General features: G+C 42.0%; 20 protein-coding genes. 11 read left to right on the top strand and 9 right to left on the bottom strand.

The annotated features are described in order from the left end of the window. The first annotated feature begins 448 nt into the window (after positions 1–448). The 8 genes from NH454_RS17840 to NH454_RS17805 all read left to right on the top strand — a co-directional run bounded on the left by NH454_RS17840 (position 449) and on the right by NH454_RS17805 (position 6,521). Entirely contained in the window at positions 449–1,381 is a 933-nt protein-coding gene (locus tag NH454_RS17840; protein WP_135923112.1) for a CHAD domain-containing protein, read from the top strand. A gap of 30 nt (positions 1,382–1,411) precedes the next feature. Next, a complete protein-coding gene (locus NH454_RS17835) occupies positions 1,412–2,311 on the top strand; it encodes a DUF350 domain-containing protein (protein WP_135923113.1) in 900 nt (299 codons plus the stop codon). A 3-nt stretch (positions 2,312–2,314) separates the two neighbouring features. Next, the gene (locus NH454_RS17830) at positions 2,315–4,036 is read left to right on the top strand and encodes a polyamine aminopropyltransferase (protein WP_253039801.1); all 1,722 of its coding nucleotides are present in this window, start codon (positions 2,315–2,317) and stop codon (positions 4,034–4,036) included. 79 nt (positions 4,037–4,115) lie between these two features. After that, positions 4,116–4,529: a DUF2170 family protein gene (locus NH454_RS17825; RefSeq protein ID WP_063700564.1), complete on the top strand. Its 414-nt coding sequence runs from the start codon at positions 4,116–4,118 to the stop codon at positions 4,527–4,529. Between the two features lie 24 nt (positions 4,530–4,553). Continuing rightward, complete coding sequence (locus NH454_RS17820) at positions 4,554–5,246, top strand: PspA/IM30 family protein (RefSeq protein WP_135923115.1); 693 nt, start codon at positions 4,554–4,556, stop codon at positions 5,244–5,246. A 71-nt stretch (positions 5,247–5,317) separates the two neighbouring features. After that, a complete protein-coding gene (locus NH454_RS17815; RefSeq protein WP_199526048.1) occupies positions 5,318–5,956 on the top strand; it encodes a hypothetical protein in 639 nt (212 codons plus the stop codon). Beyond that, on the top strand, positions 5,953–6,270 hold the full coding sequence (locus NH454_RS17810; RefSeq protein WP_063700569.1) for a hypothetical protein: 318 nt from the start codon (positions 5,953–5,955) through the stop codon (positions 6,268–6,270). The genes NH454_RS17815 and NH454_RS17810 overlap by 4 nt, the downstream gene beginning before the upstream one ends. A 65-nt stretch (positions 6,271–6,335) precedes the next feature. Continuing rightward, positions 6,336–6,521 carry a hypothetical protein gene (locus NH454_RS17805; RefSeq protein ID WP_054554683.1) on the top strand — a complete coding sequence of 62 codons (186 nt, stop codon included), beginning with the start codon at positions 6,336–6,338 and terminating at the stop codon, positions 6,519–6,521. Here NH454_RS17805 and NH454_RS17800 read toward each other — a convergent pair. The 5 genes from NH454_RS17800 to NH454_RS17780 all read right to left on the bottom strand — a co-directional run bounded on the left by NH454_RS17800 (position 6,514) and on the right by NH454_RS17780 (position 9,583). Further along, positions 6,514–6,915: a hypothetical protein gene (locus tag NH454_RS17800; protein ID WP_138557902.1), complete on the bottom strand. Its 402-nt coding sequence runs from the start codon at positions 6,913–6,915 to the stop codon at positions 6,514–6,516. The two genes, NH454_RS17805 and NH454_RS17800, sit on opposite strands and share 8 nt — an antisense overlap. A gap of 13 nt (positions 6,916–6,928) precedes the next feature. Continuing rightward, positions 6,929–7,408, bottom strand: coding sequence for a hypothetical protein (locus NH454_RS17795; RefSeq protein ID WP_135923118.1), 480 nt, complete (start codon positions 7,406–7,408; stop codon positions 6,929–6,931). A gap of 123 nt (positions 7,409–7,531) precedes the next feature. Then, on the bottom strand, positions 7,532–8,908 hold the full coding sequence (locus NH454_RS17790; protein WP_235403928.1) for a class II fumarate hydratase: 1,377 nt from the start codon (positions 8,906–8,908) through the stop codon (positions 7,532–7,534). An 8-nt stretch (positions 8,909–8,916) separates the two neighbouring features. Beyond that, entirely contained in the window at positions 8,917–9,282 is a 366-nt protein-coding gene (locus NH454_RS17785) for a hypothetical protein (RefSeq protein WP_167658784.1), read from the bottom strand. Positions 9,283–9,388: 106 nt separating this feature from the next. Beyond that, entirely contained in the window at positions 9,389–9,583 is a 195-nt protein-coding gene (locus NH454_RS17780) for a hypothetical protein (RefSeq protein ID WP_054554610.1), read from the bottom strand. A 183-nt stretch (positions 9,584–9,766) separates the two neighbouring features. Between NH454_RS17780 and NH454_RS17775 the strand changes: the two genes are divergently transcribed. Beyond that, a complete protein-coding gene (locus tag NH454_RS17775) occupies positions 9,767–10,357 on the top strand; it encodes a DUF938 domain-containing protein (protein WP_138557900.1) in 591 nt (196 codons plus the stop codon). On the opposite strand, the gene NH454_RS17770 is transcribed toward NH454_RS17775, so the two are convergent. The 3 genes from NH454_RS17770 to NH454_RS17760 all read right to left on the bottom strand — a co-directional run bounded on the left by NH454_RS17770 (position 10,334) and on the right by NH454_RS17760 (position 13,367). After that, the gene (locus tag NH454_RS17770) at positions 10,334–11,473 is read right to left on the bottom strand and encodes a GNAT family N-acetyltransferase (protein WP_253039800.1); all 1,140 of its coding nucleotides are present in this window, start codon (positions 11,471–11,473) and stop codon (positions 10,334–10,336) included. The genes NH454_RS17775 and NH454_RS17770 overlap by 24 nt on opposite strands. Then, positions 11,470–12,837 (bottom strand): alpha/beta fold hydrolase, encoded by a 1,368-nt coding sequence (locus NH454_RS17765; protein ID WP_235403930.1) that lies wholly within the window; start codon positions 12,835–12,837, stop codon positions 11,470–11,472. Before NH454_RS17765 ends, NH454_RS17770 begins: the two co-directional genes overlap by 4 nt. 68 nt (positions 12,838–12,905) lie before the next feature. Continuing rightward, positions 12,906–13,367, bottom strand: a complete 462-nt coding sequence (locus NH454_RS17760) for an Lrp/AsnC family transcriptional regulator (RefSeq protein WP_138557897.1) — start codon at positions 13,365–13,367, stop codon at positions 12,906–12,908. Between the two features lie 113 nt (positions 13,368–13,480). Between NH454_RS17760 and NH454_RS17755 the strand changes: the two genes are divergently transcribed. Next, positions 13,481–14,650: a monodechloroaminopyrrolnitrin synthase PrnB family protein gene (locus NH454_RS17755; RefSeq protein WP_105181977.1), complete on the top strand. Its 1,170-nt coding sequence runs from the start codon at positions 13,481–13,483 to the stop codon at positions 14,648–14,650. Then, positions 14,650–15,768, top strand: a complete 1,119-nt coding sequence (locus NH454_RS17750) for an aminotransferase class V-fold PLP-dependent enzyme (protein ID WP_253039799.1) — start codon at positions 14,650–14,652, stop codon at positions 15,766–15,768. Before NH454_RS17755 ends, NH454_RS17750 begins: the two co-directional genes overlap by 1 nt. On the opposite strand, the gene NH454_RS17745 is transcribed toward NH454_RS17750, so the two are convergent. After that, a complete protein-coding gene (locus NH454_RS17745; protein WP_253039798.1) occupies positions 15,740–16,504 on the bottom strand; it encodes an MBL fold metallo-hydrolase in 765 nt (254 codons plus the stop codon). The genes NH454_RS17750 and NH454_RS17745 overlap by 29 nt on opposite strands. Positions 16,505–16,507: the final 3 nt, after the last annotated feature.

The following is a 16,507-nucleotide window of genomic DNA, read 5'->3' as shown; positions in this document are numbered from 1 at the left end:
ATAGCAGTTTCGCTCGCGCGGAGAAAATTGCGATACTGAGAAAAAATCGATCGCAACCATCTTAAATGGTTTCAAACTAAGAACATACCCAAGACAATTTATTAAAAATTAGTTTTCACACAGTCTGTGCCGAATTCAGACCTTAACAAACACATTCACGGCTAAAGCCATACCTACAAGTACACTTTGCCTAGAACCTAGAGCCTTCGTTAGAGGAAGGCGCAGCAACAAACACCCACACCGCGCGGCTGATCGCTGAAGGCTGAAAGCTGATAGCTCTGTTTTGGGTTTCGCTTCGCTCTACCCAACCTACGCCAGGCTTTAAACTTTCCCCTTTCTAACTAGCAATTCACGACCCAATTTACCCTTTGTTGCAATTTTAATCTTGGTTTAGTACCTGAGCTATGTAAAACTATTTGCGTTTTTAAACCACAATCAGGTGACATGAATGTCTCAAATAAAAGCTTGGAAACTTATTAGCCTGTTTTGTTTGGTAAGCTTGCTTATGGGCTGTGAGTCGAAAGAAGAGCAGCTTAAACAAACAATACAACAATCCATAGAAAAAGCTGAGGTTGAATTAAATCAGCTTGGTACAGCGCTTGATAATGGCTCTTTGCGTAATGCGACGATACTTAAACAATACGGACAGGTGCTTGCTGAGCAGCAGCCGCAACTTTCTGAGATCGCGCGAGTAATTAGTCTTGATGCCACTCGTGAAGGGGCTATCTATACAGGTCTTAAACAACGTTTAGCAGATGTTAAGTCTACTTATCTGATACCCCCTTATGAAGATACCCTTCATCAACTTGATCTTATTCGTGATGCTGCCAAGCCATCTTTATTTCAGGATGCGCTGACTGATCCTATTAATATGCTTGCCGATATGTCGCAGGGCTCACTAGCGCGGGTTGGTGCAATTAGTGAAGCAGCTGAAGGTGAAAGCGTTGGTAACCAATTAGTTGGCAACCCTAACTATGGGCAGTGGCAAACAAATAGCAGCGGTACCAGCTTTTGGGTTTGGTATGGAATGTATCGCATGTTGGGTGATGTATTTGACCGAGTTGAATATGGTCGCTGGAGCCGTCATAGAAAGTACAGTTATTACAATGACTATGGCCGTTACCGTTATTCGAGTCCAAAACAGATTAAAGCACAACAGACTGTAGAGACGCGAACTCGTCAGTCTTATCAACGCCAAGGTAAACAATTCACTAGTCCGTATGCCACTAAGCGCAGTGGTGCATCTGGATTAAGCCGTAGCAGCTATACGCCGCCACGCACACGTAGTAGCTATGCTTCTAGCAGTAGTTACAGTAAAAGCTCTGGGTCATTACGCAACAGCTCGAGCAGAACATCACGTGGCATTAGCCGCGGTAAGTAGTGAAAAGAATAACCACCGGAGTTACAACATATGTATGAATTTAATGGAATAACAACTTGGTCGTTGCAAGCTTTAGCAATCGACTTTGCAATCATTATCGCTTTATTTGTCAGCCTAAAATTTATCAAAGGCTGGGTGTCTAACTTACACGCTAATGATGAAATAACTGAGCGTGACAATTTTGCTTTTGGTATTAGTTTTGCTGCGGGGCTTGTGGCACTGGCAATTGTTCTTAGTGGTGTAAGCAGCGGCTCATTTGCACCAACCTTGCAACAAGAAGCATTACAAATGCTAGGTTATGGTGTGATGGCAATTGTGCTTATTAAGCTTGGTCATTTCTTCCAAGACAAGGTAGCGCTTCGTAAAGTGAGCCTGCATGACGAAATCGTAAAAGGTAACGCAACTGCTGCACTGATTGATTTTGGTCATGTAGTGAGTGTCGCTATTGTGATTCGCTCAGCTTTATTTTGGGTGGCAACCGAAGGCTGGCATGGTATTCCAATCGTGATCGCGGCCTTTGCAATTGGCAGCATTGCAATGCTACTGATCAGCCAATATCGAGTGCAGTTATTTAAGCGCACTAATCGCAGTGGTGACTGCTTACAACAGGCGGTTATTGACGGCAACTTAGCTGTAGGTATTCGTTACGCTGGCTTTTTAGTGGGTAGTGCATTGGCATTAACTGCTGCATCAGGTATTGCTCCTTATGCGGCTGACAATATTGTAGCTAGTTTAGGTTACTGGGCATTAAGTGCAGCGGTAAGTTTAGTTGCCTTCATTTTACTACACTTAGTGACTATCAAAATCATCCTATCTGGTTGTGATATTTCAGACGAAGTAAACCGTCAGAAGAACGTAGGTGTAGCCGCTATTTCAGCAGCGGTTTCATTTGCGATTGGTTCGACTATGGCAACCTTGTTAGGTGCCTAATTAGTGTCTATTACAACAAGCGCCCCAAGTAGAGCAAATCTACTTGGGCATGATTTCCTGTTAATAACTGTTATGGCCGTACTCGCTGGGTGCGGCCTTATTTATGAATACCTTCTATCTCATTATGCAGGTCGTGTCTTAGGCTCGGTCGAGAGTGCCATATATGCCATGATTGGCACCATGATTGTCGCTATGGGTATCGGTGCATTTTTAGCGCGTTGGTTTAAAGATGCATTTACTGCTTTTGCTTGGCTTGAGAGCATTATTGCTTTGGTCGGCATGGGCTGTATTTTAGCGATTGCGAGTGTTATCGCTGTCAGTTATTCATTACCACATATCTTCTCTGAAATTTTTAACCTGCCTCCAGATACCGTACTTAACGGCTACGTGTTTGAAAAGCTGCAAGAGTGGTCGCGTTTCTTGCCCTATGTGTTTGGTCTATTACTTGGGCTATTAATCGGTATGGAGATCCCGCTAATTGCGCGTATTCGTCAGCAAGTCTACGGGCGCTTTTTAGAAAACAATGCGGGTACCATTTACGGGGCAGATTATATTGGTGCCGGTGTCGGTGCTGCTATTTGGGTGAGTATTATGCTTGCGATGCCAATTATGCAAGCAGCAGCTTGGACGGCATTATTTAATATTATTGCCGGTCTCGTGTTCTTATGGCGCTATCATCAACATGTTCGCTTCGCTAAGCTACTGTTAATTTGTCATGGACTGTTGTTGGTGTTTTTTGCGTTTGTGCTTGTGCTTGGCACTAGCTGGATGAAAAACCTAAGTAATGTTTTATACAAAGATAAAGTCATCTACTCGCAAGCAACTAAGTATCAGCACTTGGTGTTAACTGAGCGTTTGAGTCGCAATCAGCCGAATGCAATTACTGATCTTTATCTAAATGGCCGTTTACAGTTCTCAAGTGTGGATGAGCAAATTTATCATTCAATGCTTGTCTATCCTGCCATGTTGGCTTCAAATCGCCACGACCGTGTACTGATCATCGGCGGTGGTGACGGGCTGGCACTTCGTGATGTTTTGAAGTGGCCTGTAAAGCATGTAACCTTGGTTGATTTAGATGGTCAACTGTTAAACTTATTTGGCAATGATGTAGGTGACTATGATGCGCCAGAAGAGATCAGAACACGTTTAACAACCCTTAATAATCACTCTATGAGCGATCCTCGCGCTGATATTCGTATTGCAGATGCATTTTTAGAAGTCGAAGCAATGCTTGCTAAAGGTGAGCGTTTTGACACTATTTTGATTGACCTACCAGACCCTAATCACCCTGATCTCAATAAGATGTACAGTGATTATTTTTATAATCATGTGCGTCAGCTATTGGCGCCTGACGGGGCTGTGGCTGTGCAATCAACATCGCCTTATCATGCGAAGAAAGCATTTTTGAGTATTGCTAAAACAATGAAAGCAGCTGGTTTTGGTTATGTTGAGCAATACCAGCAAAATATTCCTTCGTTTGGTCAATGGGGTTGGACAATCGCGACCACTGCTGGCAAATCAGCAAGTCAGCGAATTCGTGAAATTAACGAATTACCCGTGCCATCTCGTTGGGTAAGTAAAGAATATTTATTGGCTTCTTTTGTATTTCCGAATCATTTTTTTGAACAAGTAAACACGATTGAAGTCAATAGATTAGGTTCTGGAACCTTATATGATTATTACCGTCAAGCGTGGCAAGTTGAAACCGAATTGTACAAAAATTGATATTTTATAGTTGACATAATATGTCGGCTATGCAAATCTTAACTCAGACATAATATGTCAAAACGTAAAAAGGTGAGACATGGAATTAAATGAACTATCAATCAAACTGGCTTCTTTTGAAACGGAAGGTGTGAGCTTTGAGTCTTTCTTGATTGCCAACGAAGGTGAGCAAGATGTGTTACAAGTTATCGTCGATGGGAATGATGAGTTACCTATCTTTGTTACTCAAACAGAAGAGCAATTACTGTGTATTAGCTACCTGTTTGCTGAAGACGAAGTACAAGCAGATATGCGTAATGAGTTAAACGAAACGTTACTACGTTTAAATGTACCAATTCCATTAAGCGCATTTGCAAAAATTGATGATAAGTACGCTATTTTTGGCGCCTTATCGGTTAATTCATCGTTTGATGATATTACCCATGAGTTGGTAACACTGGCAGACAATGCGATTGATGCGCTTGAAGCCGTGACCATTTATTTAAACGATTAATTAGCAATTTCTGGAGTTAAGATTATGAGTATTTTAAAGAAACTATTTACAGCTGTACGTGGTGGCGCTCGTGAAGCAGGACAAGCAATTGTTGATGCAAACGGTATCCGTATCTTTGAACAAGAAATTGCTGATGCACAAAATGCCTTACAACGTGCAAAAAAAAGCCTGACTGAAGTAATGGCAAAAGAGATGCAAACGAAGCGTAAAATTAGCGCACTAGATGCATCAATTGCTGAGCATGAAGCGTATGCAGGTCAAGCGCTTGAAAAAGGCAACGAAGCGCTAGCATTAGAAATCGCAGAAAAAATTGGTGATTTTGAAGCTGAGAAAGCAGAGCACGAAGAAGTGCTAGCTGGTTTTAGTAACCATATCGTGCAGTTAAAGCAGCAAGTTAAAGAAGCTGAAAAATCGATTAAAGAAAACCAACGCCAATTAACGATGGTTAAAACGACAGAAAGTGTGCAGCAAGCAACAATGGCTGTAAACAGCACGCTAAATACGAATAGCTCATCAATGACATCAGCACGTGAGTCTCTAGAGCGTATTAAACAACGCCAGCAAGACCGCCAAGACCAGTTAGGTGCGGCTAAGCAATTAGAAGCTGACACTAACGGCGATGATTTAAAAGCGAAAATGGCTGAAGCGGGTATTGGTGATACGAGCCCGAAAAGCGCGGATATTTTGGCGCGTATTAAAGCAAAACAAAATAGCTAATCAGTTAACGGAAAGATAAAAGGTAACCCACGCACTGGGTTACCTTTTTTGCTTCAACAAGGAGTCAGCCAATGTTTAACTTTTTTAAATCTAAAAAAGCTCCAGAGCGTCAACTCACTGATCCAAGCCAATTACTCGTTGGTGATATGTTAACTGTGATTGATTCGTTTGCTTACCCAAGCTGGTTAAAAGGACAGACTTTGCGAGTTACTGATGTGCAAACGTATCAGTATCAACGTAGTGCAGAGTATGAGTTGGTACTCGAAAGCGAATCGGGCCAAGTGGTGTTTTTGCAAATCGAGTCAGATGACGGTGAACAGTGGGCACACTTTGCGATCAAAGTTCAACGCGATGATGTTGATGAAATTTTTACTCTTGATGAGTTCGCTCGTATTTTTGATGAAGACGAATTAACGGCAATTAATGTACAAAATAGCCCAGAACGTTTTAGTCACTTTTTGGCATCGAGCTACAAACAAACAGAAGCACCTTATGTGTGTTATTTCCATAATAAGGACTACCGCAATAAGCCTTTACCTCGCTATGAAGACGAGGGCGGTGAGCCGTGTGAAATGATCTGTTTAAGCTCTGATGATGAATCGCATAGTTTAAATATTGAAATTTGGGAAGGCGGTGAAACAGAGGTATCACTGACGTTAACCAGACCAATTAGCGATATTGTTGACTTATTTCCTGGGGATGCCAAGTGAGTGATGCAAAAGCTAAGTGGCAGCGTCAGGAACAAGCAGTTAGAGCCACACAAATGGCGTTTGATTTAAGCTCTGAAGTGCAAAAATCAATTAAGAAGCAAGCCATTGACCAAGAGCTTACGCCATCAGATATGATCCGTAAGATTTTGGAGCTCGACGTTAAGTCGAAAAAAACCAGACAGCGTTTATCGTTTAACTTAAATGATGAAGAAATTGCCCTATTGGCTGAGCGGTTTGGTGTTGCTGCTGATGATAAGCGAGCTGTGAAACAGCGTGTGGCAGAACTACTCATTGCGCACAGTAAAAAAAGCTAAGGTTTTGCCTTTACTTCTTTAAGCCCTTACACTGAGACTAGATGTTTTAAAGAAGTGACATGACTTTGGATATTATTTTACTTGCGTATTTAGTTATTTTTGCATTATTTGGCACTGCAGCAAGTTACTTTGTTCGCTACATTTACGCTTACTGGGTGCATAATACAATGCAGGTAAAGTACATTTATAAGGCCGGGATTTGTATCATCAGCGTGGTGATAGTATCCGGCCTTATTGCATTGTTTACTTAATCTCGATTGCTTGGCACTGCTGTGAAATACACAGCGATTGTACCGGCAGGACTGGCGAGCAATCGTTAACGGTTAATGCTTGCTCAGATGACTTCTCAGCCGCTGTAATTCGCTCTGCAAGTTGCTCCGCTTGTTCTTGTGCGGTGTTTAACGTTGAATAGACCACATAGCGACTTGGGCCACCACATGCTCGTTCACCGACTTCTAACACCTTACATTGAAAGCTTGCATTACAGCTATTATTACTAACGATATCGTTCAGCTGATCATTTAAATCACCTAAATCAACGCGTGCAGAACTACCTGACGTTGTTGTTTCACAACCAGTTAAAGCAATACTTGCTAACACAGTTGTGGTGATGAAAAGTTTCTTAAAAGTCGATGAACGAACCATTATTGCTTATTCCTTAGTATACACTTGCCGCTGAGCCTTCGATTCTAACACAAGTATTCTCAGAACACTGCGCACCCGGTGCGGTTAGATGCTGACAAATACTCATCATGTCGTTTGCTGCGTTAAATTGCTTTTCAAGGGCGGTGATGTCTTTTGCAAGTTTTTCAACCTCAGCAGTGTTAGCTGTTTTGCTTGAATAAACAATGAAGCTACTTGGCCCACCACAGGCGCGACTACCAACAGGTAATACTTTACATTGGCTGCTGTTATCACAGCTTGGATCATCGATTAGCTGTTTAAGTTGTTCGTGGGCAGAGCTAATAGTGGCTTTATCTGGGGCTGCTTTGCTCACTTCTTCAGCGTTTTTTATTTCAACGGCTTTTGGCGCCTCGACAAGTTTATTGCTGGTTGCCGTTGATTCGGCTTGCTCATTATTGTCCGAACACGCAGTTAATAACACAGGAAATAAAATTGCCAATAGAGGATAGCGCATAACATACCTAAAAATCGTTGAATAAGTACTCACTATCATACACATTGCTCAAAGTGGAGCAATAAAAACGTTAGCTTTCAGTAAGTAGCTCTGTATTCACAGAGCTACAGTAAGATAAAAGTTCTATAAACCACCTTGGGTTAGTTTGGCAGGGTCAAGTAATTCACTCAATTCTTCGCGCGAAATATCAGTGTGCTCTGCAGCAACATCAATAATAGGACGACCTTCTTGATAAGCTAATTTGGCAATTTTTGCGGCTTTGCTATAGCCGATCACCGGATTAAGCGCAGTAACCAGAATTGGGTTTTTAGCGAGCGCTTTATCAACATTGCTTTGGTTTACTTTAAAGCTGGCAATCGCTTTATCTGCCAGTGCTTCACTGCTATTCGCCAGCAGTTCAATACTTTGCAAAATGTTTAAGGCAATCACAGGTAGCATTACATTGAGCTCAAAGTTACCCGCTTGACCAGCCACTGTAATAGTCGCGTCATTGCCAATTACTTGTGCGCTGACCATAGCGGCCGCTTCAGGGATCACTGGATTTACTTTACCCGGCATAATTGATGAGCCCGGTTGTAAAGCCTCAAGCTCAATTTCACCAAGGCCAGCAAGAGGGCCTGAGTTCATCCAGCGTAAGTCATTGGCTATTTTCATTTGTGCTACGGCAAGTACCTTTAGCTGACCTGACAGCGCAACAATGGCGTCTTGTGATCCTATGTTATAAAAGAAGTTTTTGCTTGGGCTAAAGCGAATACCCACATTCTCACTCAAGTGTTGGCAAAACTCACCAGCAAACGCAGGGTCGGCATTAATACCGGTACCAACTGCTGTGCCACCTTGTGCAAGTTCACAAACTCGCTCAAGTGCTTGGCGAATCCCAGCCATTGCATGATCCACTTGTAACTGCCATGCAGCCAATGTTTGTGCAAAACTCACAGGCATTGCATCCATTAAATGAGTGCGGCCAGTTTTAACAATATGGCCCACTTCGGCTTGTTTGTTTTGAAGGCTTTGACTAAGTTTATCGAGTTTAGGAAATAGTTCATAAATGATGTTAATGGCGCTACTTACTGCAATCGCAGTAGGGATCACATCATTTGAGCTTTGTCCCATGTTCACATCATCGTTGGGGTGAATGGTTTCGCCAGCAAATTTACTCGCTAGTGTTGCAATAACTTCATTGGCATTCATATTTGAGCTAGTACCTGAGCCTGTCTGAAATACATCAACTGGAAACTCTGAAAAATGTTTACCGTCGATGATCTCTTGGCATGCTTGCTCAATTGCTTTTGCTTTACCTTGGCTCAAATGGCCTAAAGCTGTATTGCTTTGCGCAGCAGCTTGTTTAATGTAGGCAAGGGCGGTGATAAATTGCTTAGGCATGGCTAAGCCACTAATTTTAAAATTATTGATAGCACGTTGCGTTTGAGCTTGATACAAAGCATTGGCAGGGACTTGTAGTTCACCCATGCTATCTGATTCGGTTCTAAATTGGCTCATAAACACTCCTAAATCGGGTTAAATTCTTGGCTGAGAAGGCACGCTTCTCGCTCCAAACTGAAATACTTTTCAATACAGTTATGAGTTTTGTAGTAACGCTTTAGCGCAAGTTGCGGTTTATAAAGCTGGGCCAAACATTGTTTACGAATTGCATTATGCACTAATGAATCACACATCTTTTCAAGTAGTTCATGAAAGGTGCGTCTTAGATACAGCTCTTGCAAAATAAAGTTGTGATGTTTTTCGTAATAGCGTGCAATGTTCAAACCCGCTTCAACATAGTTAGCAACAAGTGCTGGGGCATGTAGCCCTGGTCTTTGGCAAACACATTTCATTTGCCGCTGATACTGGAGCATAGCATTGTGAGAGTGCATAGAAAAACCGATTAGCTGTAATGATAACTATTATCATTACAGCTAATCGGTTTTAGTGCAAGTCTTATCTAGTGTAGCTAAGACTGAATGGATTAACTGTGTGTGATTAATTGTAGCCGAGAATAAAAATCTGGTCTGTTTCATGTTTTTTCGGCGCCTGTACATTTTCTTTGTTACATTGAGAAAGAAGGTCGATAACGGTTGCTCTGTCGTCACAACTAGTTAAGGCGGCTTTTTCGCTTTCAGCACGTTCGCTGGCTGCAAGTGCTGCATCTACAGCGGTGTAGGGTGAGATATACATAATGTTGCTCCTATTGATTAATTCACTTATGAAATAGCATAAGCTGTACCAATATTGACAAAAACAGATAAGTTTTTGAATTTGTTGTTTTTATATTTTTATCTAATAAATTACCCGCGACTTTAGTGATTATTTTTGCTTTACTGTTGTGCACTAATTACCAAACATGGTGCATTAATTTGTATGGATAAACCCTTCTCTCAAGCCTGTGAAAACAATAAGTCACCTATTTTAAAGGTTTTAAAAGAGTTCTTTTCTGATGTAACGAATGTATTAGAGGTTGGCTCAGGTACCGGGCAACATAGCGTGCATTTTGCAACGCATTTAGCACACTTGCAGTGGCATTGTAGTGATCGTGAGGTTAATCACCCTGGGATATTACAATGGCATCAAGAAGCTGCACTAACTAACTTGCATGCACCACTCACACTCGATCTTAATGATCCTTGGCCAGTTGATAAAGTGAATGCTATTTTCACCGCGAATACGATGCACATTATTAGTTGGCCACTGGTGGAGCGCTTTTTTCAAGGGGTAGCAAAGCATTTAGCGCCTAAAGGAAAGTTATGTATTTATGGGCCATTTAAGTATCAAGGTAAGTATACCAGTGCCAGTAATGCTGAGTTTGATGCTTTTTTAAAACAGCAAGATGCTAATAGTGCAATTCGTGATTTTGAAGCGATTTGCCAACTTGCAGAGCAAGCTGGCTTAACCTTTGTTGAAGATGTGCAAATGCCAGCGAACAACCAATTATTGCTGTTTAAACGGCAGTAAGCTTTCGCATTGGGCTTTATAGAGCGCCATATGTTGGCGTTCTCTGCGAATAAAATCATTAATGGCTGCTGCAAAATCACCGTGCTGAATATGATGCAGTGAATAGGTATATACGGGCTTAAATCCGCGACTTATTTTATGCTCACCTTGCGCGCCAGAGTGGAACTGTTTAAGTTTGTTGGCAATGCAGTACTCAATGCCTTGATAGTAGCAAAGCTCAAAGTGCAAACTATCAAGCTCATAATTTGTTCCCCAGTAACGACCATATAAACAATTCTTATCTTTAAAACTGAGTGTGGCGGCAATCACCTCTCCTTGATACTTAGCGAACATTAACACCAGTTTGTCGGCCATGCTCTGCTGTAATAATTCGAAAAAGGCGGTATTCAAATAACCATTGTGGCCTGAGCGCTTCAAATAGGTTTGGCGGTAAAAATGACTAAATTGCTGCATGTGTTGCTTGCTGATGTCAGTACCTTCGAGCCATTCTATGACTATCTGTTGTTCAGTTATTTTAGCGCGTTCTTTTTTGAGCGATTTACGCTTTCTTGCGGTGAGTGAAGCTAAAAAATCATCAAAGCATTTATAGTCTTCATTAAACCACTGAAACTGCACGCCATGACGTTGCATTACGGTGTCGCTAGTTAATGCAGTAGCTTGTTGCTGGTGGCAAAAATTTATATGCCAACCTGACCAGCCTAACTGCGCTGCTGTTGCTGTGAGTATGTGCTGAATATACGCATAGACCTTTGCGGCGTCATTGTGATTTATACTAATTCGTTGCCCTGCAATAGGTGTGAATGGCACGCCACACAGCCATTTAGGGTAATATTCTAAGCCATGCTGTTGATAAGCTTCAGCCCAAGCCCAGTCAAATACATATTCACCATAAGAATGATGTTTTAGATACCCCGGTAGTAAGGCTATGACCTGTTCTTGCTGGTAAATTGCTAAGTGCATGGGTTGCCAGCCCGACTCTTCACTCACACAGCCACTTTGTTCTAAAGCCGCTAAAAAAGCGTGATCAGTAAAGGGTGTATCATCAAAAAATGACTGCCAAAGTGCGGCATCAATCTCGCTTATTTGATTAAACCAGCGGTGACTAAACTCACTCATTGTGCAGCCGATTCTATATCTTTGATGAAGTTGTTTATATGCATAGCTAGCTTATCGAAATAAGGGTTAAACGTGAGTCGTGCAAAGGGTTTGTGTGCTTGTAAATTTTCGACTGTGCGCTCACCCATCACGATGTCTTTTTGGTATTTGCAGGCTGTATAAAGTTTATCGTCATCTAAGTAGCTGCCGCAATTGCGATACGAAGCTTTACGGCCATAGTAAGGATTACTGGGTTTATTAACGATACCAATGTGTGACATCCCTTTGATCTTTTTACAGTCATCGGTATCGCAGTCATCACGGATTATGTGGTAATCAGCAGGAAAGTTGGCTGGAATATTATCGTCGTCACCGTAGTAAACTAGCCGATCAAGCTGGTTATTTTTACGCGCTTTTGGGTCGTGCAGTTTAGCTAGTAATTTAAAGGTCGCTTGATTATCTATTGTGGTGTCAACATCACTAAAGGTGCTAAATATTGCGACATTCGGCAGTTGACGATAACGAAGCTCATCAAGACTAATACGGCTCATTGCTTCGTGGCTAGCTGAGGCTGCACTGAATGGAAACGACTCATACTTAGCAAAATCCAGATCCGCGTCTTTATCAATCCAATTAACAAATGGAATTGCATCGACCCATTTGGCCAACCAACCGTTTTTATTGTGTGGCTCACTTGCTGGTGAAAACAACATCGCAGCAGTAATTTTATTATCAACAGGAGCTTGAGTTAAGTAATCAACAACCAGTGCTGCACCCGTTGAGTAGCCCCCTAATATTACCTGATCAAAGTCTTTTAAAGTGCGCTCAATGGCATACACACTGGCTTTTCGCCAATCATCAGCATCAACCTCTTGCAAAGCTGCTGCGGCAGTGCCATGCCCCGGCAGTAAAATTGTGCGAACTGTATAACCTTGTTGATAATACACCTGTGCAAGGTCATGGTAGGTAAATGGAGAGTCGGTTAAACCATGGATTAAAAGTACAGCTTTGCGGCTATCGGCCTGTTTAAGTTCGAATGGGCTAATTAAATCGGCAATTGTTGCGTTAGCAGGTCGAGAACCTTGTGCAACAAGTTGCTGATAGGTATCGGTATAAACTGGGCATGGTAAGTTCGCTCGCGGATTTTCACTGCTAATTTCAAGGTAAGCAGCGGTTAAATAGTCACTAAATGCTTGCTCGATATTATAGCTAAAGGTGCTATGGCTGCGTGGTAATGGCTCTCTAAACAGTCCTTCGCGCTTACTTTTCATCATCAAAGCTTGGTCTTCAAGCTGAGAAAGGCAGGTTTGCTGCTGTGCCATTAATGGGCTGCTAAATAGTCCACTGATGGCCAAAGAGATAGCAACTAAGTTTATGAATTTCATATTTTAAGCGTCCTTTTAAAGCCTGTTTTTAGCTTATCGAGTTATGTTTTATTTGCAAGCAAGCTGCGTCAAGCTAGCGGTAAATGGCGCTTAGTGAATGCTTGTTTTAAGACCACCGTCGACTCGATGTTAGCAATGCAATCAATACTACCTAATTTATGTTTCACAAAGCTTTCATAGCTTTCTAAATCTGTAGCAACAATCTTGAGTAGATAATCATAACTACCTGAAATAACTGAGCACTCAAGCACATGTTCAAGTTTTGCTACTTGTTGTTCAAATTGCTCAGCAGCGGCAACTGAGTTTTGGTTTAAGCGTACAAAGGCATACACAGACACGTTTAAATTAACCGCTTTAGGATTAATTGCAGCATGGTAACCACTGATCACATTCGCTGATTCGAGCTTTTTAATGCGGCGCAGGCAAGGGGTATCTGACAGGCTAACCGACTGTGCCAGATCTGAGACAGAAGTTCTTGCATTGTCTTGTAGAGCATTAAGTAATTGTTGGTCTTTTTTATCTAATTTCATTTTAATTTGAGTGATTTTCACTAATCTAGGTGGATTCTAGTCTATATTTTGGCGATTAGCACTCATTGAACTCTGTTAACATTATCGCAATATAATTATTTTGGAGTGAGCCTGTGACTGAGAACACCAAGGCATTTGATAGCTGGCTTCGCACTCGTTTTGTTGAGATCAATAGCGAACTAGAAAAACTATATTGGCAACAAGACGATAAAGCGAATGTAGAGGGGGTCGGTGAGCACCTTAAGCGTCAATTAGAGCAAGAGGGTAATGAGCATATTCGTGCTTTACTTGCAGAGGGTAATACCGATGAAGGCTTTGATAACGCCTTCGATTTATTAGGTAATGTTGGTTTGTATATGGCGGCATGCCGTCGACATGAAATCACTGAGCCTTCTCGTGAAACAAGTTCACCGCTTGTTGAAGCCTCTGCGTTGGCAATGCACATCGGTGCATCTATTGGTGTAACCCCGCGTTTTGCAACGGCGCATTTAACCACCCACAATAAAGCGGTTGATGGTTTGTATAAGCGCTTTACTGACCTTGAAGATGAGAAAATCTTTGTCGATTACAACACCAAGGGCATTTTAGCGTATAAGCGCGCAGCAGATGCTTTATTAAAAATTCAGCCGTTAGGGATATCGCACCCTATCACGGCTGATTTACTGGCAGTAGCAAAACAAGCGCTGCTTGATGTGATTGAGTCGAATAATGCGCTATATAACAAGCTCGACACAGACCGCTTTTTCTATTGTGTACGTCCGTATTACAAGCCGTATCGAGTAGGTAAAGAGGTATATCGAGGTGCGAATGCCGGTGATTTTGCGGGCATTAATGTCATCGATTTATTACTTGGTCTTTGCTTTGCTAATGAACCTAGTTACTCGCAAATGCTGGTGGATAAATTCTTGTATATGATGCCTGAAGATCAGCAGATCCTGCGTGAAAGCATGCGTATGACAAGTATTATGGATGACTTCTTAGCGGCAGAAGCTGAGCGCGATAGTGAATGGTTACAAACTAACTTAAAGCTGTTCATTCAAGTGTGTAAACTGCATGGTGATACTGCGATTGGCCATCATAATCAATTGGTCAGTAAATACATTGCGCAGCCTTCACAGCAAATGCAGCAACAACATATGGATAAAGTCACAGCCAGTGGGCCGCCTTTGCATGTGTTACTAAACTCATTAGAGCAGTTACGTGATCGCCGTGCGGCAGCAAAGAGGGATGATATTCGCACTCGTTTCGATGACTTAACTAAGTTAAAACAGTGGATTAAGTAATGAACAAAAACGATTTTGTAATTCCACAAGGCAGCTATTTGCTTAACCACTCTGTTGGGCGACCATTAAAATCTGCTGAGCAGCATTTTCATCAGCAGTTTTTTGCCGCTTGGCAACATGAAAATAAAGAACCATGGCAACAGTGGCTGCAAGGTGTCGAGGCATTTACGAGTAGTCTCGCTAAATTATTTAACTCGCACAGTGAGCTATTTTGCCCACAAGTTAACTTATCGAGTGGTTTAATTAAGCTTTTGATGTCGCACCCGCGACTGCAACAAGAAAATTGCAAAGTGTTGATGGCAGAAAGTGATTTTCCAAGCATGGGTTTTGCAATGCAAAAAGCCCTACCTGAAAGTGCTGAAATCGTGTTTATTGGTAAGCATGAAGACCTAACCGATGCGCAGATTTGGCAGTCATATTTAGCAAGTAATAATATTGATTTAGTCTTTATTAGCCATGTTTATTCAAACACGGGTCAGCAAGCGCCTATTCATGAAATTATAAATATCGCGAAACAACACAACACATTGAGCTTACTAGATGTTGCGCAGTCTGCAGGTATTTTAGAGGTCGACTTAACTAAGCTAGATGCCGACTTTATGTTGGGCTCGAGTGTCAAATGGCTATGTGGTGGACCGGGTGCTGCTTATTTATGGGTTAACAGCAAGCAGCTATCACTTTGTCAGCCACAAGATGTTGGCTGGTTTTCTCATCAAAATCCGTTTGAGTTTGATATTAAGCACTTTGCTTATCATCAAACCGCGTTGCGCTTTTGGGGTGGCACACCTTCAGTTGCACCTTATATTTTGGCTTCGCATAGTATTAATTACTTTGCTGATCTTGGTATTGAGAAAGTACGTGCTCATAACTTAGCAATGCTCGCGCAGTTTCATGATCAATTAGCTGATTATATGCGTTCACCAATACAGGCTGACAAATGTTCTGGAACGGCTATTATGCATTTTGGCGAGCAACAAGCGGCTGTTAAAGCTGCGCTTATTGCAGCGAATATTGCGGTTGATGAACGTCACTTAGGCTTAAGAGTTTCAGCTCATATTTATAATGAGCAGCAGGATATTGATAAATTTATCAAGACTGTGAAAAGCGCTTTAAATTAAGTGCTTGTCGGGCCTTTGCTTTGACGGAACGCCAGTGCGTCATTGGTTTTTCGGGGACCAGCGCTAAAATTTGCTCAAAGTCGATGTCATCAATACCGACTTCGTTACTGTGGGCAAACATAATCCGTTTTGGTTGTAAGGCTTTTAACATCAGTAAAGAGTTTAAATACAGTTTTGGGTAAAAAACAGGAAAGGGTGGCACGAGCTGCCCTTTTACTTTTACCAGTAAATCAGCGATGTAAATTCTCTCGCTGGGAATATGGTATAAGCTGATATCTCGGTCGGTATGACCGGGGGTGTGAAGTGCTTGCCAGTCATCAAAGCCGGGTAAAATTGCATCGGTAGCAAGATAATAGTCTGCATCGAGATGGCGGCTGTACCAAAGGTTGTGGCGTTTTTTATTTAACCTCCCCGCAACCCACCAAGCCAAAGCGATATCGGTTAAATGCATTAAGAAGCCATCAATACCTCTATACCATTGCCCAGGGGCATTCGACGTGGCTATTTTGCCACCGCTTAACTTTCTTAATGCATGCGCACCACCGGCATGATCTGGGTGCATGTGGGTAACTACAATTAGTTTTAGGTCGGTAACAGGGCGCTTTAGTTGCTCGGTGATATAATCAAACACGGTATCAACATCGGCACGGCAACAGCCATCAAGCAGCATTAGTTTGTCTGGATATTCAACCAAATAGATGTTTTGAATATAACCTTCTAAAGTATGAATGTGCATTGC

The organism is Pseudoalteromonas sp. Ps84H-4 (assembly GCF_024124645.1).
GTDB classification, from domain to species: Bacteria; Pseudomonadota; Gammaproteobacteria; order Enterobacterales; family Alteromonadaceae; genus Pseudoalteromonas; species Pseudoalteromonas lipolytica_C.
Note: the sequence above shows the minus strand (reverse complement) of the source record. Positions and strands in the feature narration are given on the sequence as shown.

Bases quoted from the DNA above. Each gene is read 5' to 3' on its own strand.
- NH454_RS17760 (WP_138557897.1), bottom strand. From the start codon at position 13,367: ATGAAATTAGATAAAAAAGACCAACAATTACTTAATGCTCTACAAGAC.
- NH454_RS17790 (WP_235403928.1), bottom strand. From the start codon at position 8,908: ATGAGCCAATTTAGAACCGAATCAGATAGCATGGGTGAACTACAAGTC.
- NH454_RS17765 (WP_235403930.1), bottom strand. From the start codon at position 12,837: ATGAAATTCATAAACTTAGTTGCTATCTCTTTGGCCATCAGTGGACTA.
- NH454_RS17825 (WP_063700564.1), top strand. From the start codon at position 4,116: ATGGAATTAAATGAACTATCAATCAAACTGGCTTCTTTTGAAACGGAA.
- NH454_RS17750 (WP_253039799.1), top strand. From the start codon at position 14,650: ATGAACAAAAACGATTTTGTAATTCCACAAGGCAGCTATTTGCTTAAC.
- NH454_RS17775 (WP_138557900.1), top strand. From the start codon at position 9,767: ATGGATAAACCCTTCTCTCAAGCCTGTGAAAACAATAAGTCACCTATT.
- NH454_RS17785 (WP_167658784.1), bottom strand. From the start codon at position 9,282: ATGCACTCTCACAATGCTATGCTCCAGTATCAGCGGCAAATGAAATGT.
- NH454_RS17840 (WP_135923112.1), top strand. From the start codon at position 449: ATGTCTCAAATAAAAGCTTGGAAACTTATTAGCCTGTTTTGTTTGGTA.
- NH454_RS17745 (WP_253039798.1), bottom strand. From the start codon at position 16,504: ATGCACATTCATACTTTAGAAGGTTATATTCAAAACATCTATTTGGTT.
- NH454_RS17815 (WP_199526048.1), top strand. From the start codon at position 5,318: ATGTTTAACTTTTTTAAATCTAAAAAAGCTCCAGAGCGTCAACTCACT.
- NH454_RS17770 (WP_253039800.1), bottom strand. From the start codon at position 11,473: ATGAGTGAGTTTAGTCACCGCTGGTTTAATCAAATAAGCGAGATTGAT.
- NH454_RS17820 (WP_135923115.1), top strand. From the start codon at position 4,554: ATGAGTATTTTAAAGAAACTATTTACAGCTGTACGTGGTGGCGCTCGT.
- NH454_RS17800 (WP_138557902.1), bottom strand. From the start codon at position 6,915: ATGGTTCGTTCATCGACTTTTAAGAAACTTTTCATCACCACAACTGTG.
- NH454_RS17795 (WP_135923118.1), bottom strand. From the start codon at position 7,408: ATGCGCTATCCTCTATTGGCAATTTTATTTCCTGTGTTATTAACTGCG.
- NH454_RS17780 (WP_054554610.1), bottom strand. From the start codon at position 9,583: ATGTATATCTCACCCTACACCGCTGTAGATGCAGCACTTGCAGCCAGC.
- NH454_RS17835 (WP_135923113.1), top strand. From the start codon at position 1,412: ATGTATGAATTTAATGGAATAACAACTTGGTCGTTGCAAGCTTTAGCA.